The organism is Paenibacillus sp. FSL H3-0333, from assembly GCF_038002805.1.
In the GTDB taxonomy this organism is placed as follows: domain Bacteria; phylum Bacillota; class Bacilli; order Paenibacillales; family Paenibacillaceae; genus Paenibacillus_AQ; species Paenibacillus_AQ silagei.
Map to the genome: position 1 here is coordinate 1417888 of NZ_JBBODG010000001.1, position 16988 is coordinate 1434875.

Below are 16988 nucleotides of genomic sequence, written 5' to 3' on the forward strand. Positions count from 1 at the left end.
CCCAGTTAATTTGAAATCACGGGGGTTTTCGGCCATGAGCTACTTTACCGACCTTACATGGAAAGAATCCATTAAAGATATAATTGATATTCTAATTGTCAGCTACATTATCTATAAAGTGCTCAACATGGTGCGCGGGACGCGGGCGGTTCAACTGCTGAAGGGGATTATGGTCCTGGTCGTCATCTGGGGCGGCAGTACTCTACTGGATCTGTATACCCTGAGGTGGCTGATGAACCAGGTGTTTACTTTTGGGATACTCGCGATTTTTATTATTTTTCAGCCGGAGCTGCGGCGGGGGCTGGAACAGCTCGGCCGGGGCAAGTTCTTCGGGCGGAATGCGGAGAATGATGAGGAGATCAGTAAATTAATCGGTGAAGTGATTAAAGCCGTGAATTATCTGGCTGTCCGCAAAATCGGGGCATTGATCGTATTCGAACGGGCCACGGGGCTTAATGAATATACGGAATCCGGGATCGCCATGCGCTCTGAGGTCAGCTCCGAGCTGCTGATTAATATCTTTATCCCCAATACGCCGCTGCATGACGGAGCACTGATTATGCAGGGAGGCCAGATCGCGGCAGCGGCCTGTTACCTGCCGCTCTCGGAGAATCCGTTCATCAGCAAGGAGCTGGGAACCCGGCACCGGGCCGCAATCGGTATCAGTGAGGTGGCAGACTCGGTGTCTGTGGTCGTCTCTGAGGAGACCGGCCTGATCTCGCTGGCCATCAATGGACAAATTGTCCGGGATATCAAGGAAGAGTCCCTGATCTCGAAGCTGCACCAAGAGCTGAGCGCAAGCAGCTCGCCCCTGATGGAGAAGAGCTCCGCTTTCTGGAAACGGAGGGGGAATAAAGACAATGGATAAATGGATGAAGAACAACAACTTCAACAAGATCCTTGCCCTGGCTCTGGGAATTATTCTGTGGACCATTGTGCATGTGGATACAGCGCCAACGTACCAGACTACGGTTAATACCGAATCGAAGACGATCGAGAATGTCAAAGTGGAGATTGAGGGCTTCGACAGTGAGAATTATGTACTGACCAAGGATGTGGACAGCGTCAGGATGGAGGTAAGGGGCAAGAAGTCCGATCTGACCTACAAGTTCTCCGATGCCTATCGGGTATGGCTGGATCTGAAGGATGTGAAGCCCGGTGATAACACGCTTCCGCTGATGTATTCGACTCCAAGCGGTGTAACCCTGGATGATATGGTCCCGAATCAGGTGAATGTGCATATCGAGGCGCGGACGACGAAGTCTTTTCCCGTCTCGCTGAATATTACGGGAGAGCCGGCAGCAGGCTATGAAGTAGGCAGTCCTGTGATTGAGCCGGTATCCGTGGAGGTTACTCTTCCGGCAAGTGATCTTGGACGGGTAGCGAAGGTGCAGGGGAAGGTGGAGCTGGAGGGGCAGAATGAGACTTTTAGTGAGAAGAGGCTGAAACTCTTTGCTCTGGACAGTAAGGGGAATGAGCTGGAGGATGCGGTCATTGAACCCTCTACAGTAGCGGTAGAAGTGCCTGTTACCCTCCCGTCCAAAACCTTGCCGCTGGACATCAGCTTCACCGGCAGTCTGCCCGGTTCCCTGGTGCTGTCCAGGGTAACGCCTGAACAGGATATGGTAACGGTGTACGGCAGTGCAGAGACCCTTAAGACCTTATCCTCGTATGAGGCTGTCCTGGATTTGAGCGCTATCAAGAATGCGGGTACTGAGCAGATGAAGCTGGAGCTTAAGCCGCCGGAGGGCACAGGCAAGATTGAACCTGCGGCAATGACCGTAGCGGTCTCTGCGGCGGAGATTACCCAGCGGACCCTCTCTGCTATCCCCATTAAGCTGGAGGGCGTCAGCAGCGGGCTGACAGCCCGTATCATAGACCCTGGAAGCGCCACTATGGATCTGACCCTATCAGGTGCGCCAACACTGCTGGACCAGCTCGACCAGGATAGCATCAGTGTGGTTGCAGATGTCGTGGGGCTTACGGCCGGTGTTTACGATATTACGCTGCAGGTGTCGCTCCCCCGGTTCATTACCCTGGAGAATGCCGCCTCGCAGCTTGTTGCGAAGGTGGAGCTGGTAGCGCCTGCTGCTCCGGCCGCGACTGCCGTACCGGACAGTAGCCCTATCCCGACGCCTACGCCGGAGCCCAGTGCTGAGCCTGCATCCGGGGACGAGACGCTCGTAGAGCCAACCCCGGAGCACACCACAGAGATTGTAGAGGAGACACCGACACCGACACATATTCCGCCGGAGACTGCTGAACCAACGCCGCCCGCAAGCGGCAATAATGCCGACAGTACGGGCGGAACGTAACCTTCCGGGCATGTAAAGGTCTATTTATATGCACCTGACATACACGAATTATCGAATCATTCATACTATAATTTATTAAGCTGAAGCAGCGTATTCTAAAGGAGAAAAAAAGATGGGTAAGTATTTCGGAACAGATGGCGTACGCGGGGTGGCTAACCGTGAATTAACAGCAGAAATGGCCTACAGTATTGGACGCTGCGGGGGATATGTGCTGGCAGGAAATGTGGAAAAGCCTAAAGTGGTCATCGGCATGGATACACGGATCTCGGGTCCAATGCTGGAATCTTCACTCATTGCGGGTTTGTTGTCCATTGGGGCAGATGTGATCCGTCTGGGTGTAGTCTCTACACCTGCTGTTGCTTATATCACAAGATTGCTCCAGGCGGATGCCGGAGTGATGATCTCTGCTTCACATAATCCGGTGGAGGATAACGGAATCAAGTTCTTTGGCGGAGACGGCTTCAAGCTGACAGACGAAACGGAGCTGCGCATCGAGGAGCTGATGGATGCCGAGCACGATGAGCTGCCGCGTCCGGTAGGATCGGGTCTGGGCACGCTGCGGGTCGATGATCAAGCGAAATACCTCTACCTGGAGTATCTGAAGACCACCATCGACCAGAGCTTCAAGGGCACGAAGGTGGTGCTCGACTGCGCACACGGCGCAGCCTATGAGCTGGCACCGCGATTATTCAAGGAACTGGGCGCAGAAGTAATTGCCATTGGGGCAGAGCCGGACGGGCTTAATATCAATGACGGCTTCGGCTCCACACACCCGGAGACTCTGCGTGCAGAGGTGCTTCGCCATGGTGCGGATCTTGGGCTTGCTTTTGACGGGGATGCGGACCGCCTGATCGCTATCGATGAGAACGGCGACGAGGTGGACGGCGACTTCATTCTCTGCATTTGCGGGGATGCGATGAACCGTGCAGGGAAGCTGAAGGACGGCACAATTGTATCTACAGTAATGAGCAACATCGGTTTCTACAAGGCAACAGAGAAGCTGTCGCTGAATACGGCGAAGACTGCGGTCGGTGACCGTTATGTGATGGAAGAGATGCGCCGCGGCGGCTATAATCTGGGCGGGGAACAATCCGGCCATGTGATTTTCCTGGATTATAATACTACAGGTGACGGAATTCTGACTGCGATTCAACTGGTGAATACCATGAAGTCTTCCGGCAAAAAGCTAAGCACACTGAAGTCCATGATGACTAAGTATCCGCAGGTGCTGGTCAATGTGCGTGTTCAGGACAAAACCAATTATCCGAATAATCCGGCCATTGAGGCCGCGATCATAGAAGTGGAAAGCAAGCTGGGCGACAACGGGCGTGTCCTGGTGCGTCCTTCGGGAACCGAGCCGTTGATCCGTGTAATGGCCGAAGGGCCGGATAAGGCGGAGCTGGATCTTTTTGTAGGGCAGATTGTTGAAGTGGTTCAGCGCGAGCTGGTGTAATCACTCACTGAAGTAGCAGGAACCGGTAGCCGGTGGATGGATCAATTCGATTCGTTCACCGGCTGAATGATTAATGTGGTCATGGCTGTTTGGAAAAAGTGTGAAATGGATGAAAAAGGTTTTCTTCGCCACATCGTTGCAAAAACGGGTTGAGGTGCATATAATAGACTAAGTGTCATTCCAGAAGGAAAGCGGGGATCGTAAGGTTATTGCAACACAAGCGCCAGAGCTTGATCTTGCGCGGGAGAGAAGGGAGGACCGGTGGCTGCGTAAGCAGTGCAGGACGGTCTGAACGGATCACGGCAGATGTAAGCTGACGAGGTGGAGGTGTTCGAAATGTTCGGCGGGGACCTCCCGGTGATGCACCAGAGCCGTAAATGGAAGCGGAAAATGCGAGGGCGACCTTGCACACAACGCTTTTGTGGGTGCTAACTTAAAGATGTACAAATCATGGGTATGCGCATTTGCAGGAACGCAGACGGTTCTGCCACGGCAGAGGAGAAGACTGTGCATAATCGTGACTAACGATGTAATTGACAGGTTATCATGTTGGGTGTAATGGACAACATCATATTTGCTTTTCTTCAAAACATGCCGCACGGCACGTTTCTTTCCTCATGCGCGCCTAATTACGATAAATTGGACGGAGGAAATTATAATGTGTGGTATTGTAGGATATATTGGTAATCAGAATTCGCAAGGAATCTTGGTCGAGGGTCTGAAGAAGCTGGAATATCGCGGGTATGATTCCGCTGGTATTGCTGTGTTCACGAAGGATGGTCTGCAGGTTGTAAAAGCACAGGGACGTATGGCGAATCTGGAATCCCGTCTGGACGCGACTCCGCTGACAGGCAGTGCCGGGATCGGTCACACCCGCTGGGCAACACACGGCAAGCCATCTGATGAGAATTCTCATCCTCACACGGACAACAGTCACAAATTCTCGGTAGTACACAACGGGATTGTCGAGAATTACCTGGATCTCAAGGAAGAGCTGATTGCTGGAGGATGCCACTTCACCTCCGAGACGGATACAGAAGTCATCTCCCACCTGATTGCCCGTGAATACAAGGGAGATATCGTTAAGGCTGTACAGCAGGCGATTTCTTACATGCGCGGAGCGTTTGCTCTGGGTGTACTGACTGAATATGAACCGGATAAGCTGGTAGCTGTACGGCAAGCCAGCCCGCTGATCATTGGTCTCGGAGAAGGCGAGAACTTTATCGGGTCCGATATTCCCGCATTGCTGGAATACACCCGCAACGTATATATTCTGAACGACGGCGAAATGGCTGTATTGACACGGGATGCTGTCGAACTGATGACGATTGAAGGCAATTTTATTTCTCGGGAAATGATTACTGTCGATTGGGATGCCGTTACCGCAGAAAAGGGCGGTTATGAGCACTTCATGCTGAAAGAAATCCACGAGCAGCCTAAGGCTTACCGCGATACCATGCGCGGACGGATGAATGCGGAAGGCAACAAAGTCATTCTGCCTGAGCTTAACCTGACAGAAGAACAAATCAAGAACATCCGCAATATCCAAGTGGTAGCTTGCGGTACTGCATATAACGCCGGTCTGGTTGGACGTAACCTGATTGAGTCCCTGGTACGCATTCCTGTAGAGAATGATATCGCTTCGGAATACCGTTACCGTTCGCCAATCGTAACTCCGGAGACACTGGTTATTGTAGTCAGCCAATCGGGTGAAACTGCGGATACACTGGCTGCTCTTCGTGAAGGTCAAGCAAACGGAGCCCACGTGCTGGCGATCACCAACGTAGTAGGCAGCTCTATTGCCCGGGAAGCAGACAGTGTACTGGTTACGCTGGCTGGTCCAGAGATCGCTGTAGCCTCGACCAAGGCCTACACTTCCCAGTTGATCGCATTCACTTTGCTGGGTCTGTATCTGGCTGAAGTACGTGGCACACAGTCTGAGTCTGAGGTTACCAAGATTCTGGCCGCTATGCAGTCTCTGCCGGAGCAAGTAGAAGTCATTCTGGGTCAAAAAGACGCGATCAAAGCCTACGCTGAGCAGATCGCTGAGCACAAGCACCTGTTCTTCATCGGCCGCGGCGTAGATTACGCTGTAGCTCAAGAAGGCTCGCTGAAGCTCAAGGAAATCTCCTACATTCACTCCGAAGCCTATGCCGCAGGTGAACTGAAGCATGGTACCTTGGCACTGATCGAAGAAGGCGTTCCTGTCATCGCTCTGGCTACCCTGGAATCCGTGTTGGAGAAGACCGTCAGCAACATCAAAGAAGTGAAAGCCCGTGGCGCCCATGTCATGGCCATCACCCACGAAGAGCACAAAGACGACCTGCTCCGCTCCGTTGACCAGGTCTTCGTGATCCCTCAGACCCTGCCGCTGCTGACTGCTGCACTGTCCGTAGTTACCCTGCAGTTGCTGGCGTACTATGCTTCGCTGGCTCTGGGCCATGATGTGGATAAGCCGAGAAACCTGGCTAAGAGTGTTACTGTGGAGTAGGATTTGGGGAATTGGATATGTTTTTTGATTAAAGCTGATATGAAAATATTCATCGATTAAGTTAATTCATCTTGAGCCGTCCTGAGAAATTAGGGCGGCTCATTTTTTTGATGTAAGATACAAATGAAAAAACCAACTTCATCGTTAAATTCGGTAGAGTCTGCTATGATGTGTAAACGATTACACAATTAAAAGAGACAGTAGGCAAAGAACAGCAAACAGGTTGTCATGAAGGAGGAAATCCATATGCTGTATATATTCGGCGGGTTGCCAGGCACCGGTAAGTCTACATTAGCATCAGCTTTAGCAAGCGAACTTCGGGCACCGTATCTTCGGGTTGATGTCGTTGAACAGGCTATGCGCGTTGCCGGGGTTAAGGTTGATGGACCTGAGGGTTACATCGTTTGTTACGAGATAGCGAGGCAGAATCTCATTTTGGGTCTGGACGTGATAGCGGACACGGTCAATCCCATTCACTATACCCGCAAAGCTTGGCGTAATGTAGCGGAGTCTCTAGCAATTCCGTTTGTCGAAATCGAAGTGGTCTGTTCGGACGAATGTACACACAAGCATCGAATCATCACTCGTACAACAGATATTCCCGGCTTTACCCTCCCCACGTGGAATGAGGTGAAGAACAGACATTACGAGGCTTGGGACCATGACCACATCGTGATCGATACAGCGCATCAAACCGTGACGGAAAGCTGGATGTCGTTACGTGAACAGCTAAGTCTGCAGAAGTCAGCTACTTAGATAACCCAAGAATCCCCTGAACATCCGACACCGGAGGTCTCCCATATTGGCGGGCGTATTCGCGGCTGAATTGAGAGGGGCTCTCATAGCCTACGCGGAAGGCGGCATCGGAGGCTTGGAGGGATTCGGTCAGCATGAGGCGGCGGGCTTCCTGCAAGCGGATGACCTTCTGGTATTGGAGCGGGCTCATGGCGGTGACGCGCTTGAAGTGCTTGTGGAAAGCAGAGGTGCTCATATTTACGGACTCAGCAAGCTGTTCAACGACAAGGGATTGATCGTACTGCTTAGTGATCACTTGGATGGCTTGAGCAATCCGGTGCGCATGGCTGCCGATGATGGCGAAAATTGATGCAGGTGTGCGCCTTGGTCGCTCTGAAGAACGCGATATAGAATTTCACGGATCACGAGCGGGGACAGAACAGGAATATCCTGCGGCGCGTCGAGTAATTGGATGAGCCGTACAATGGCTTCCAGTAAGTTCCTGGAGGTTTGGGCAACCGTGATGCCAAGCGACGTTTCACCCGGGATAAGGGAGGAGTCATCCATTTCTTTTACAATTTCCAGGATGGTGCCCGGATCGAAGCTTAGCTTGATGCCCAGAAAAGGATGCTCAGGCGAAGCTCCGGTTATTCTCCCGTTGATCGGCAGCTCAACCGAAGTGACCAGGTAAGTGGAAGGATCGTAATGATAAGTTTCGCTGGACAGGGTGGCTGCTTTGGCTCCTTGGGCAACAACGCAGATTGAAGGCTTATAGACTGACTCCAGCGGCTCTGCTACATCCGTGGCGTGCATCAGCTGCAGGGAAGGGATAAGCGTCTGGCGGGTACCTGCCGATGGAGCATGGCGAAGGATCAGTGCAGCCAATTGCTGCAAAAGCGGTCCGGTCCGCAATATATCGTCCAAGTTAGAAGCCTCCTTTTCCCATACTCATGGGGTTTGCTGTTAATCATAACGAGTTGAAGAGAAATAGGCAAGAAGTGAACAGGTCTGTTATAACTGGATGCTGGTCGATTGATTTACAATGGATCCATAAGGCCAACCGATCATCATCCGGCCTAAGCAAATTTAAGGAGAGTGGTCCTAATGAGTCAGAATGGAAAAGTAGCCATCGTCACAGGTGCATCAAGGGGTATCGGAAGACAAATCGCCATCCAGTTGGCCGGGTTAGGAATAAAAGTGGCTGTCAACTATTCATCTAACCGGGGAAAAGCGGACGAGGTCGTGCAAACTATTAAGGAATCTGGCGGGGAAGCGATAGCCGTTCAGGGTGACGTAAGCAAAGTCAGTGAGGTCAAAGCACTTTTCTCGGAGACAATCGGGCAATTTGGGCGTGTCGATATTCTGGTGAATAATGCCGGAATTATGGACTGCGTGCCTATTGCGGACGTAACGGAGGAGATGTTCGACCAGCACTTTGCTGTAAATGTAAAAGGGACTTATTTCGCTTGCCAGCAAGCGATTAGGAATATGGAGCGGGGCGGAACGATTATTAACTTCTCGACCTCAGTATCGGGCGCGATGCTGCCGACTTATAGCGTCTATGCCGCAACCAAAGGGGCAGTCGAGCAGTTAACCCGCCAATTGGCGAAGGAATTCGGAGCGAAGGATATCGTCGTGAATTGCGTCGCACCCGGGCAGGTATCGACGGAGTTATTCCTGAACGGGAAATCGGAGGAGCTGGTAGATTCGTTCCGGCGGATGAATGCTTTTGGACGGCTTGGCGAACCGGAGGACATTGCGAATGTAATCGACTTGCTCGTCAGTGATAAGTCCCGCTGGATCACGGGGCAGACGATTCGTGTGAATGGTGGATTCAACTGATATAACTGATGAGTTCCTGCCTCTATCGTCTATGGTTTATAATGGATGAAAAGGAGGGGACGAAATGAATAAAGGCATGTTGCTTGTTCTAAATGGAACTTCAAGCTCCGGGAAGAGCTCCATCTCGGCTGAATTGATAAAGCAGAAAGAGATTCCATTTTATCATGTATCGATTGATGATTTTTTCATGAATTACAATGATTTCATTAATCATAAATTTCCAGACGAGCCTGTACGGGAAATAGACCATCAGGTGGTCTCGCAAATACTGGATGACTCCATAGTCTCCGTGTACTATTCGACGATTAAGCTGTTAGCGGAAATGGGATTCAATGTCATCGTGGATACCGTATTCGACAACGATAAGAGATTTAATGAGTTTTGGGATCATTTTGCTGATCGGACTACGCTATTTGTTGGTGTCCTATGCTCCCGGGAAGAGCTTATCCGAAGAGAGCAGGCCAGAGGGGACCGGCAGATTGGACTGGCGGATGCACAGTTCGACATCGTCTATCGTTTTGATGAATATGACCTTGAAGTGAACACGGAAGAGCTGACTCCGGCAGAATGTGCCGAACAAATCCTTAACTGTATTAAGTCCAATCAGGAATTCTCGGCATTTCAGAAGTTGCGCAAAAGAGATGCAGATCTTAATAGAACGCTACTGACATAACGTTGTCAGGAAGGGTGGGTATAATGAAGACTATATTAACCTACAAACAAGAATATTAGGAGGCTATTATGTCAGTCATTGGACCCGATTTCGTCTCACTTCAGGTCAGCGATCTTGAAGGCTCTGCTGAATTTTATCAACACTATCTTGGACTCGTCCGTTCACAGGCGGGCCCGCCTCATGCGGTGGTTTTTGACACCAAGCCTATTGCATTTGCACTTCGTGACCTCATGCCGGGAGTCGAACTTAGCGGGGGCACTCAGCCTGGGCTTGGTGTTGCGCTATGGCTCTATGCCCCGGATGCACAAGACATTCACGATAAACTCGCAGCAGCAGGCGTCAAAATTACATCCGCACCCATCGACGGCCCCTTTGGACGTACCTTTACCTTTGCTGATCCGGACGGTTATCTGATAACTCTTCACAGTAAAGGCTGATTACATTAAGATTATATTACTTTAAGTATATTGCTCCCCATATGGTAAACAGGTGAACTGATAAATCCTGTTGCTAAATGGGGAGTTTCTGTTTGACCGAATTGTATTTTATAGAGAAACTAGATGCGAGAGAGAAATTTGTGGTGAATTATTTAAGAGGAGGAAATATTATGATAAAAAAATGGACAATTGCATTGCTTTCATCAGCATTTCTTATGCTATCTTTAACAACTGGGTCTAGTTATGCGGCTGAGGCACAAACATCTACAACGATTAACAATGGTCAAATAAACAACGGACGAGTCTTAATTCCCTTACGTGCTGTCTCCGAAAATCTTGGCGCAAGCTTGGAATGGTTTCAAACAGATAAAGTTGTTAAAATCAAAAACGGGAATTCGACTATATGGCTTGCGGCAAATTTCAAACGTGTGATTATTGAATCTGCTCCATCGAGTGAAACTCCAGATACACCGTCACGGAAATATGTCGATTTGGATACTGCAACACAAGTCATCAAAGGAACAACTTATGTCCCTCTTCGTTTTGTTAATCAGTCGTTAGGAGCAACGGTAGTGTGGAATCAACTGTCTAAACAAGCAACAGTAACAGCGGGCAACAAAGGATTGGTTGTTAATATGGAGACCCCATCTATTCAAATTCCTGAAAAGAATAAAGTTTCTGAAGCACGTTTGAAACTTCTATCAGATAAATTAAATCAAGCCTCAAATCTATCTTCAATTAAAAATGTGAATTCAACCCTCAAACCGTACTTCACGGATAGATTAATGAAGTCTATTGTTCAGAATAAAGGATTGAAAACGACGGGTACTTATGAAACGCCTGTCATTTCACCTATTTATACTAGTAAGAATTCTGCCACATTCTCACAATCTGTAATAGTAGCGAATGGTCTTACAGGTGAAGATCAATATGCAGAAGATCGTACAGTCTCGCTAATATTCGTGAACGGAACTTGGAAGGTGGATAGCGTCACCAAGGGGTCTAGAGTTCTGATTTCGGGATTCTCTGATTATCATCCACAGTGAACAGGAGGTGAGGCATTTGAGTCCAAGAGTGAAGTGGTCGGCCTTTTTCCTATCGCTACTGGGAATTGGACTAAGTTTCCTGTTTCTGTTTGATAACCCATACAGTGATCAGGCGGCATCCATCAGCACACAAGTGATTGTGGTCCTCATGCTCATAGTACCTTCAGCCGTCATGGCCATTTCAATTTGGCGTGGTCTTCGCTTACTTATGGCCATTTCGTTGGTTTGGCTGGCTCCCTATTCCTTCTATTTTGCCATTGCAGCTATTCCGAGTATATGGAACGTGTTTTTCCTGATCCTATTGGTTCAATTCATGGCTACCGTTTCATGCAAACGCTAGGACTTCATCTAAGAGACCGCGAGGAGTTCGACCTGAAGGAGCTGCGCCATATTCGCAAGGGGCAGCCCTCTTTTTTGTGGCGAGCTATCGATCTTCATTATTTTTCCAAACAATGCACAACAAAACCGGTACAATCGCCGTCTATACATAAAGAATGGAAAATAGTCTCAAAGGAGTGTGAACCGCAAGTGTTAAAGAAACTGGCTTTAACCCTACTTATGACGACGATGGTGTTCAGTGCAGGCATAGCGGGTCCATCACAGGATAAGGCTCAAGCCGCCAGTGCGGGCACTGTGCAGGCGAAGACGGCCGATCAATTGTATCCGGTTGAAGTGAACGGGAAATACGGCTTCATCAACGGCAAAGGCACAGTAGTCATCGAAGCGGTGTATGACGGATACGGGTATTCAGGAGTACCTGGAGGAACGCTGTATGTTGAGGACCATGCGGCTAAAAAGCAATATTATTTCAGTTCAGCAGGCACCAAGCTGTTCGAATATAAGCTGAGAGATGCCGGCATTCTGTATAATGACCGCGCCCTGTATACAGCGCAGATTCAGACCGCTGGTGGAGCTAAGGCGACCCGGTACGGGTATATCGATAGCCAAGGCAAGGTGGCCATACAGCCAATCTATGTCCGGGCATTTAATTTCTCCGAAGGTCTGGCCCGGGTCAATATGGGTAAAGCCTCGGGTTACATTAACACGAAGGGCACGCTTATCGTTCCTTACAGATATAGCTTTACTTCTGATTTCTCGGAAGGCATGGCGGCCGTTACACTTGCCGTTGGCGGCAAATACGGCTATATCGACACCACCGGCAAGCTTCGCATCATCCCAAGGTATGATTACGCCACACCGTTCTCCGGCGGGGCGGCAGTTGTGTATGTGAACGGCAAATACGGCTACATCGACAAAACAGGCAATTACCTGATTAAGCCGCAGTTCAGCATGGCCCAGCCGTTCTCGGGAGGTCTGGCGTTCGTCGAGCGCAATGGAGCCACCTTCTATATTAATAAGAAGGGCGCCAAGGTCATTCAGGGATTCACGGCTGGAGGTTTGTTCAAGGGTGGTCTGGCACCGGCAAGCCCGGGGCAGAGGTACGGCTATATTAATACCTCCGGACGCTTCGTGGTTAAGCCGCAACTCTATTGGGCCGCTGATTTTAAAGGCGAACTGGCAGAAATCACCCTGCTCGTTCCAGATACTCGCGAGGAAATCAGAGGGTACATGAACCGCAGCGGAACCATCGTCTGGCCGCCGGCTTCCGAGCTTCCGGGCGGAGTGGTGAAACCGTAACTAAATCAATCAAGGGTAGAGGAGGCAATAATATTCAATGGGCAACGACTTATACAGAAAACTAGGGGCAGCCTTTCTGATTACGGCCGCGTTAATCTACACTATCGAGCGTGTAGGTACATTGATCGCTCGAAATTATGAAATTTCTGCGTTATACCAAGCGCAAATGTACGATGTCCAGCCTAAAACTCATATCGCAGGCTTCTTCGATAATCTCTTTGTGCCAATCCTTACGTTAATTGGTGTGATACTATTCGTATACGGTTTTCCGAAGAAAACAAAATAGGAGAGTGAACAGCGATGAACAGTGATGAAAGGTTTTCGAACCGGGTCGATTCCTATTTGAAGTACCGCCCAAGCTATCCACAAGAGGCTATTGATTATTTGTACGACAATATTGGTCTGCGCCCGAACAGTAAAATAGCAGATATCGGTTCTGGCACTGGGAGCCTGTCCAAGCTGCTTCTGGAACGCGGCAGCGATGTAATCGCGGTCGAGCCCAATCAGGCAATGCGTGAAGCCGCAGAGCAAAGGCTCAACAGCAACCCGAGCTTCCAGAGTAGATCAGGATCTGCGGAAGCTACCGGGTTACCGGATCGGTCGGTTGAGTTTATTGTCTGTGCGCAGGCATTTCACTGGTTTGACCGGCAAGCCGCGCAAACGGAGTTCCGGAGAATACTACAGCCTGGCGGGAAAGTCATACTCATATGGAATTCCCGGCTTACAAACGGTACTTCATTTCGTGAAGAGTACGATCAACTGCTTCACACCTACGGAACTGACTATGAACAAGTGAATCATAAAAACATTTCTCAGGCGATGCTTGTCTCTTTTTTTAAAGAGAATACGATGCATAAAAGCCAGTTTGAAATGACTCAGGAGTTCGATTTCGAGGGTCTGAGCGGCCGGCTGTTATCCTCCTCCTATAGCCCTGTTCCCGGACATCCGAATTACAATCCGATGATGACAGAGCTGTAGAATATATTTGACAGGCATAATCAGGGCGGTGTGGTTCCCTTCGAATATGAAAATGAGATTTTTTGGGGAGAAGTATAGTTAAAAGGTATACACATGATCCTTAATATCCGCCCAGGCCAGCGTTCCATCCGGCATCCAGCCCAGCAGTGTGCCTGCGGATATGAACGTAAAGGTCCGTTCCTGAGTGTCATAGACCTGTATGGTTCCTGTATCCGACTGGAAGGCTGCGAATCTGTTGTCGGGTGACCACATCAGCCCGGATAGCAACAGGTCATTATGCGGCTGCCGCTCATGAGCTTTGAAATCCTGCTTCAGCTGGTCCGTGATGCGCTCATCCTGCATAACTGATGAGGTTCCGCTTACGGTACTGTACCGGTTTTGGCCCAGCGGGTTCTTCTCATTTCTGTCTACGGGAAGAAGCAGATGCGAATCGTCCTCCCAAGTCAGAGAATAGACGAACAGGAAGCCGTCACTATGGGAGATGAAGGCGGCGTTCTGCTGCGAATGCAGTATTTTCCCCTTCTGATCCAGCAATGTCAAGTCCGCCCCGGGGCCGATAAACTCGTCATGAGCAGTTAATACAGCTATGCGCTTGCCGTCAGGCGAGGAGGACATGCCGTAGACCGGCTTGCTGAATACATGAAGCTTCGTACGGGTGAAGCCCTTCAGGTCTACCCGATACAGCGTCTTATTGCCCGAGATCATATAAGTAAAGTCCCCATAGAAGCGGTCAGAATACATCTCATGGTAACCATAGTCATTGCCGTAGGCATCATTCTCCTGAGCAAAAACCGGAATCTCCAGCGCCTCGCCTGTCAGGGCGTGCACCAGATGATGCTTCTCCTGTCCGTAGAACAGATAGGAAGGGGCAACCGATTCCCGGGTCTGAATGGACTTGATCCAGCCCGTGTTCCAGGCAGGTACTACGCGCCGGGTACCGGAGGTGACGCCTTGGAACAACAGACTGCCCTCACCGTCTCCAGCTCTAATCACTACCGTGTTACGGTACGGCTGCTCTGTACTAGCATACTTGCGCCCGTCTGTGGTGATGGCTTCATCCAGATTGAACGTCCCGGACCAGACACTGCCCTCATCGAGATGCAGGCGGATTTGCACAAACCGCGGGGACTCCCATTCCAACGTGTAACGGAATTTGGTCTCGGGATCACTGGTCTGTAGACTATTTTTCAGCGCTTGCTCCAATGATCGCTGGTCAATATCAAAGTTGGATTTCACCTGCACCAGTTGTCCGCCTCCGCCGATAGTTTTCAATTGCTCAATATAGAGCAGCGGTTCTTCCTCGATTGAAGATGCTGAAGGGGAAGGGGTGGCTGACACAGCTGTGGGTGATACGATGGATGGGGAAGCTGTGGGCGGAGCTGAGGAAGAGCCGTTCACACCGGCCTTGTCTGCCCCCTGGCATCCGGAGAGCAGAGCCGCCGCCAGCACAATTGCTGCCATATAGCGCATACATAAACCTCCTGTTGTGTTCAATTGTCCTATTGTTTTCAGAGAATAGATAGATTTTCCATATTGTTATGGACGCGGATGCTGCGCAGAAGTTGCAGATGCGGGTTTGACTTCCATTCTCTGCATGGCTACCATGGAAGCAAAGCTTTGGCTGATATGCCACAAACAGAGGTGATCCTAGATGATAAGAGAAGTAGAGATGCAGACTCATTCTTTTAAAGGAATGAAATACTTTTATGAGAATACTCTTGGGCTGGCGGTATTCCAGGAACATCGGGCATCCTTCAGTGTACGAGCGGGCGAGTCCAGTCTAACCTTCAATGAGTCTGATCCAAGCAGACAGCCGAAATATCATTTTGCCTTTAATATTCCTGAGAATCAGATAGATGAAGCGTTGCGGTGGATTACTCCTAAGGTGTCTGTCATTCCTAATGAGGGCCAGGAAGTTGTGCACTTCGAGTCTTGGAATGCCGATTCCTTCTATTTCTATGATCCGGCAGGTAATATTGTAGAGTTGATTGCCCGGCACAATCTGAACAATTCCGCCAATGAAGCCTTTTCTCCAGCCAGTCTGTTATGTGTAAGTGAGATCGGGCTGCCTGTACCCGATGTGGAGGAGGCGCTGCTTAAGCTATCCCGGCTAGGGATTGTTCCTTGGCAGGACTATAGTAGCCAGTTCGCTGCTGCCGGTGACGAGCATGGGTTGATTATTGCTGTGAAGCAAGGCCGGGTCTGGTTCATGTCTGATCAGGAGGAAGCCTATTCGCATCCGCTAACGATCAGGACAGATGTCTGTGAAGTTACGCTGGATGCTTCAGAGGGGTTGAAGATCCAGGGGCTTCGTTAAGTTAACCGTACAGAATGAGTATAACGGTTCTTACTTTTGACTTCCCGGCTACGAATGTCTACCCTGAAGTTACATAATAAGGAAAGCGAGTGAACTTATGAATAGATGCGCTGACAGGCTGAACGTTGTCATTCGGGACACGGAAGAGGTTAAGCTGTCACGCCAATCCACTTCCGTGTAGGCACAACAGATACGGAGGGATAGCTTTTGAAGAATACGCAAGCAGGCTTTGAGTACAGTGGGGATTATTATGAAGCAATCGGAGATTTCATGCGGGAGCAGTATTTGACATTCGGTTTCGCCCAGGGAACGATGCAGGAAGTAGACTTTTTAATGGAGTTAATGAATCTGCGGCAGGGTACCCGCACCCTGGATATTGGCTGTGGTCCGGGGCGGCATAGTCTGGAATTGGCCCGGCGCGGAATTAGAACAGTGGGCGTGGATATTTCTGCGGAATTTATCAGGCACGCGAATAGCGAAGCTGCGAAGGAAGAGTTACAGGCAGCATTTCTGGTGGCGGATGCCCGCGAGTTAACGTTTGATCAGGAATTCGATGGCGCAATTTGTCTGTGTGAAGGGGCCTTTGGACTGGCTGGCAGTGAAGAGAATCACCGGAAGGTCCTTAAAGGAGTTCATCGGGCGCTGAAGCCGGGTTCTCTATTTGTTCTTACGGTAATTAATGCACTTAACTTAGCCCGGCGTATACAGGATGAGTCGTTATTTGACCCGTATTCATGCACCGTAATCGATAAAGAAGAGGTTCACAGCCCCGAGGGTGAATCCAAAGAGGTGTTGATTTACACTACCGCTTTTACCTTCCGTGAATTGCAGATGCTGCTGGATAGTGAAGGCTTCGCAGTAGAGGCTGCATATGGTTGTAGCCCAGGACAATTCGGGAATCATCCTTTACAGCTCGGCAGTATGGAGATTATGATGGTTGCCCGCCGTAAGTAAATAGTAGTGTGGTAAATAAGCAGCGGTAGCCGGGACTCTTAAGGGGCCAGGGCTGCCGCTGTATTTTGATATGCGCCCGTCTGAGTTAGTTTACTGGACCTGAAAAGAG

General features: G+C 49.9%; 17 protein-coding genes and 1 pseudogene. 15 read left to right on the forward strand and 3 right to left on the reverse strand.

Annotated elements, in window-relative coordinates; genetic code table 11:
• Window positions 1–34 precede the first annotated feature (34 nt).
• The 5 genes from cdaA (at window position 35) to MHH78_RS06475 (ending at window position 7015) form a co-directional block, all read left to right on the forward strand.
• Entirely contained in the window at window positions 35–868 is an 834-nt protein-coding gene (cdaA, locus tag MHH78_RS06455; protein ID WP_076081805.1) for a diadenylate cyclase CdaA, read from the forward strand.
• The gene (locus MHH78_RS06460; protein ID WP_341166913.1) at window positions 861–2315 is read left to right on the forward strand and encodes a CdaR family protein; all 1455 of its coding nucleotides are present in this window, start codon (window positions 861–863) and stop codon (window positions 2313–2315) included. Before cdaA ends, MHH78_RS06460 begins: the two co-directional genes overlap by 8 nt.
• A gap of 112 nt (window positions 2316–2427) precedes the next feature.
• The gene (gene glmM / locus MHH78_RS06465) at window positions 2428–3768 is read left to right on the forward strand and encodes a phosphoglucosamine mutase (protein WP_036724506.1); all 1341 of its coding nucleotides are present in this window, start codon (window positions 2428–2430) and stop codon (window positions 3766–3768) included.
• Between the two features lie 658 nt (window positions 3769–4426).
• Window positions 4427–6259, forward strand: coding sequence for a glutamine--fructose-6-phosphate transaminase (isomerizing) (gene glmS, locus MHH78_RS06470; RefSeq protein ID WP_339251521.1), 1833 nt, complete (start codon window positions 4427–4429; stop codon window positions 6257–6259).
• Window positions 6260–6505: 246 nt separating this feature from the next.
• Window positions 6506–7015: an AAA family ATPase gene (locus tag MHH78_RS06475; protein ID WP_341166914.1), complete on the forward strand. Its 510-nt coding sequence runs from the start codon at window positions 6506–6508 to the stop codon at window positions 7013–7015.
• On the opposite strand, the gene MHH78_RS06480 is transcribed toward MHH78_RS06475, so the two are convergent.
• Both MHH78_RS06480 and MHH78_RS06485 read right to left on the reverse strand, forming a co-directional pair.
• Complete coding sequence (locus MHH78_RS06480) at window positions 7008–7250, reverse strand: helix-turn-helix transcriptional regulator (RefSeq protein WP_341166915.1); 243 nt, start codon at window positions 7248–7250, stop codon at window positions 7008–7010. The two genes, MHH78_RS06475 and MHH78_RS06480, sit on opposite strands and share 8 nt — an antisense overlap.
• Before the next feature lie 56 nt (window positions 7251–7306).
• Window positions 7307–7918: an AraC family transcriptional regulator gene (locus MHH78_RS06485; protein WP_341166916.1), complete on the reverse strand. Its 612-nt coding sequence runs from the start codon at window positions 7916–7918 to the stop codon at window positions 7307–7309.
• Between the two features lie 180 nt (window positions 7919–8098).
• Between MHH78_RS06485 and MHH78_RS06490 the strand changes: the two genes are divergently transcribed.
• The 8 genes and pseudogenes from MHH78_RS06490 (at window position 8099) to MHH78_RS06525 (ending at window position 13686) form a co-directional block, all read left to right on the forward strand.
• Window positions 8099–8836 (forward strand): SDR family oxidoreductase, encoded by a 738-nt coding sequence (locus tag MHH78_RS06490; RefSeq protein ID WP_341166917.1) that lies wholly within the window; start codon window positions 8099–8101, stop codon window positions 8834–8836.
• A gap of 64 nt (window positions 8837–8900) precedes the next feature.
• A complete protein-coding gene (locus MHH78_RS06495; protein ID WP_341166918.1) occupies window positions 8901–9509 on the forward strand; it encodes a chloramphenicol phosphotransferase CPT family protein in 609 nt (202 codons plus the stop codon).
• Window positions 9510–9577: 68 nt separating this feature from the next.
• Window positions 9578–9946, forward strand: a complete 369-nt coding sequence (locus MHH78_RS06500) for a VOC family protein (protein WP_341166919.1) — start codon at window positions 9578–9580, stop codon at window positions 9944–9946.
• 170 nt (window positions 9947–10116) lie between these two features.
• Window positions 10117–10992 carry a stalk domain-containing protein gene (locus MHH78_RS06505; RefSeq protein ID WP_341166920.1) on the forward strand — a complete coding sequence of 292 codons (876 nt, stop codon included), beginning with the start codon at window positions 10117–10119 and terminating at the stop codon, window positions 10990–10992.
• Window positions 10993–11008: 16 nt separating this feature from the next.
• Window positions 11009–11332 (forward strand): hypothetical protein, encoded by a 324-nt coding sequence (locus MHH78_RS06510; RefSeq protein ID WP_341166921.1) that lies wholly within the window; start codon window positions 11009–11011, stop codon window positions 11330–11332.
• 188 nt (window positions 11333–11520) lie between these two features.
• The gene (locus MHH78_RS06515; protein WP_341166922.1) at window positions 11521–12630 is read left to right on the forward strand and encodes a WG repeat-containing protein; all 1110 of its coding nucleotides are present in this window, start codon (window positions 11521–11523) and stop codon (window positions 12628–12630) included.
• Between the two features lie 37 nt (window positions 12631–12667).
• A complete protein-coding gene (locus MHH78_RS06520) occupies window positions 12668–12916 on the forward strand; it encodes a hypothetical protein (protein ID WP_076081789.1) in 249 nt (82 codons plus the stop codon).
• A gap of 14 nt (window positions 12917–12930) precedes the next feature.
• A pseudogene (locus tag MHH78_RS06525) lies at window positions 12931–13686 on the forward strand (class I SAM-dependent methyltransferase).
• Here the strand turns inward: MHH78_RS06525 and MHH78_RS06530 are convergent.
• Window positions 13687–15078 carry a hypothetical protein gene (locus tag MHH78_RS06530; RefSeq protein WP_341166923.1) on the reverse strand — a complete coding sequence of 464 codons (1392 nt, stop codon included), beginning with the start codon at window positions 15076–15078 and terminating at the stop codon, window positions 13687–13689.
• Window positions 15079–15259: 181 nt separating this feature from the next.
• Between MHH78_RS06530 and MHH78_RS06535 the strand changes: the two genes are divergently transcribed.
• Window positions 15260–15925, forward strand: coding sequence for a VOC family protein (locus MHH78_RS06535; RefSeq protein WP_341166924.1), 666 nt, complete (start codon window positions 15260–15262; stop codon window positions 15923–15925).
• Between the two features lie 207 nt (window positions 15926–16132).
• A complete protein-coding gene (locus tag MHH78_RS06540) occupies window positions 16133–16879 on the forward strand; it encodes an SAM-dependent methyltransferase (protein ID WP_076081786.1) in 747 nt (248 codons plus the stop codon).
• The last annotated feature ends 109 nt before the right edge of the window (window positions 16880–16988 follow it).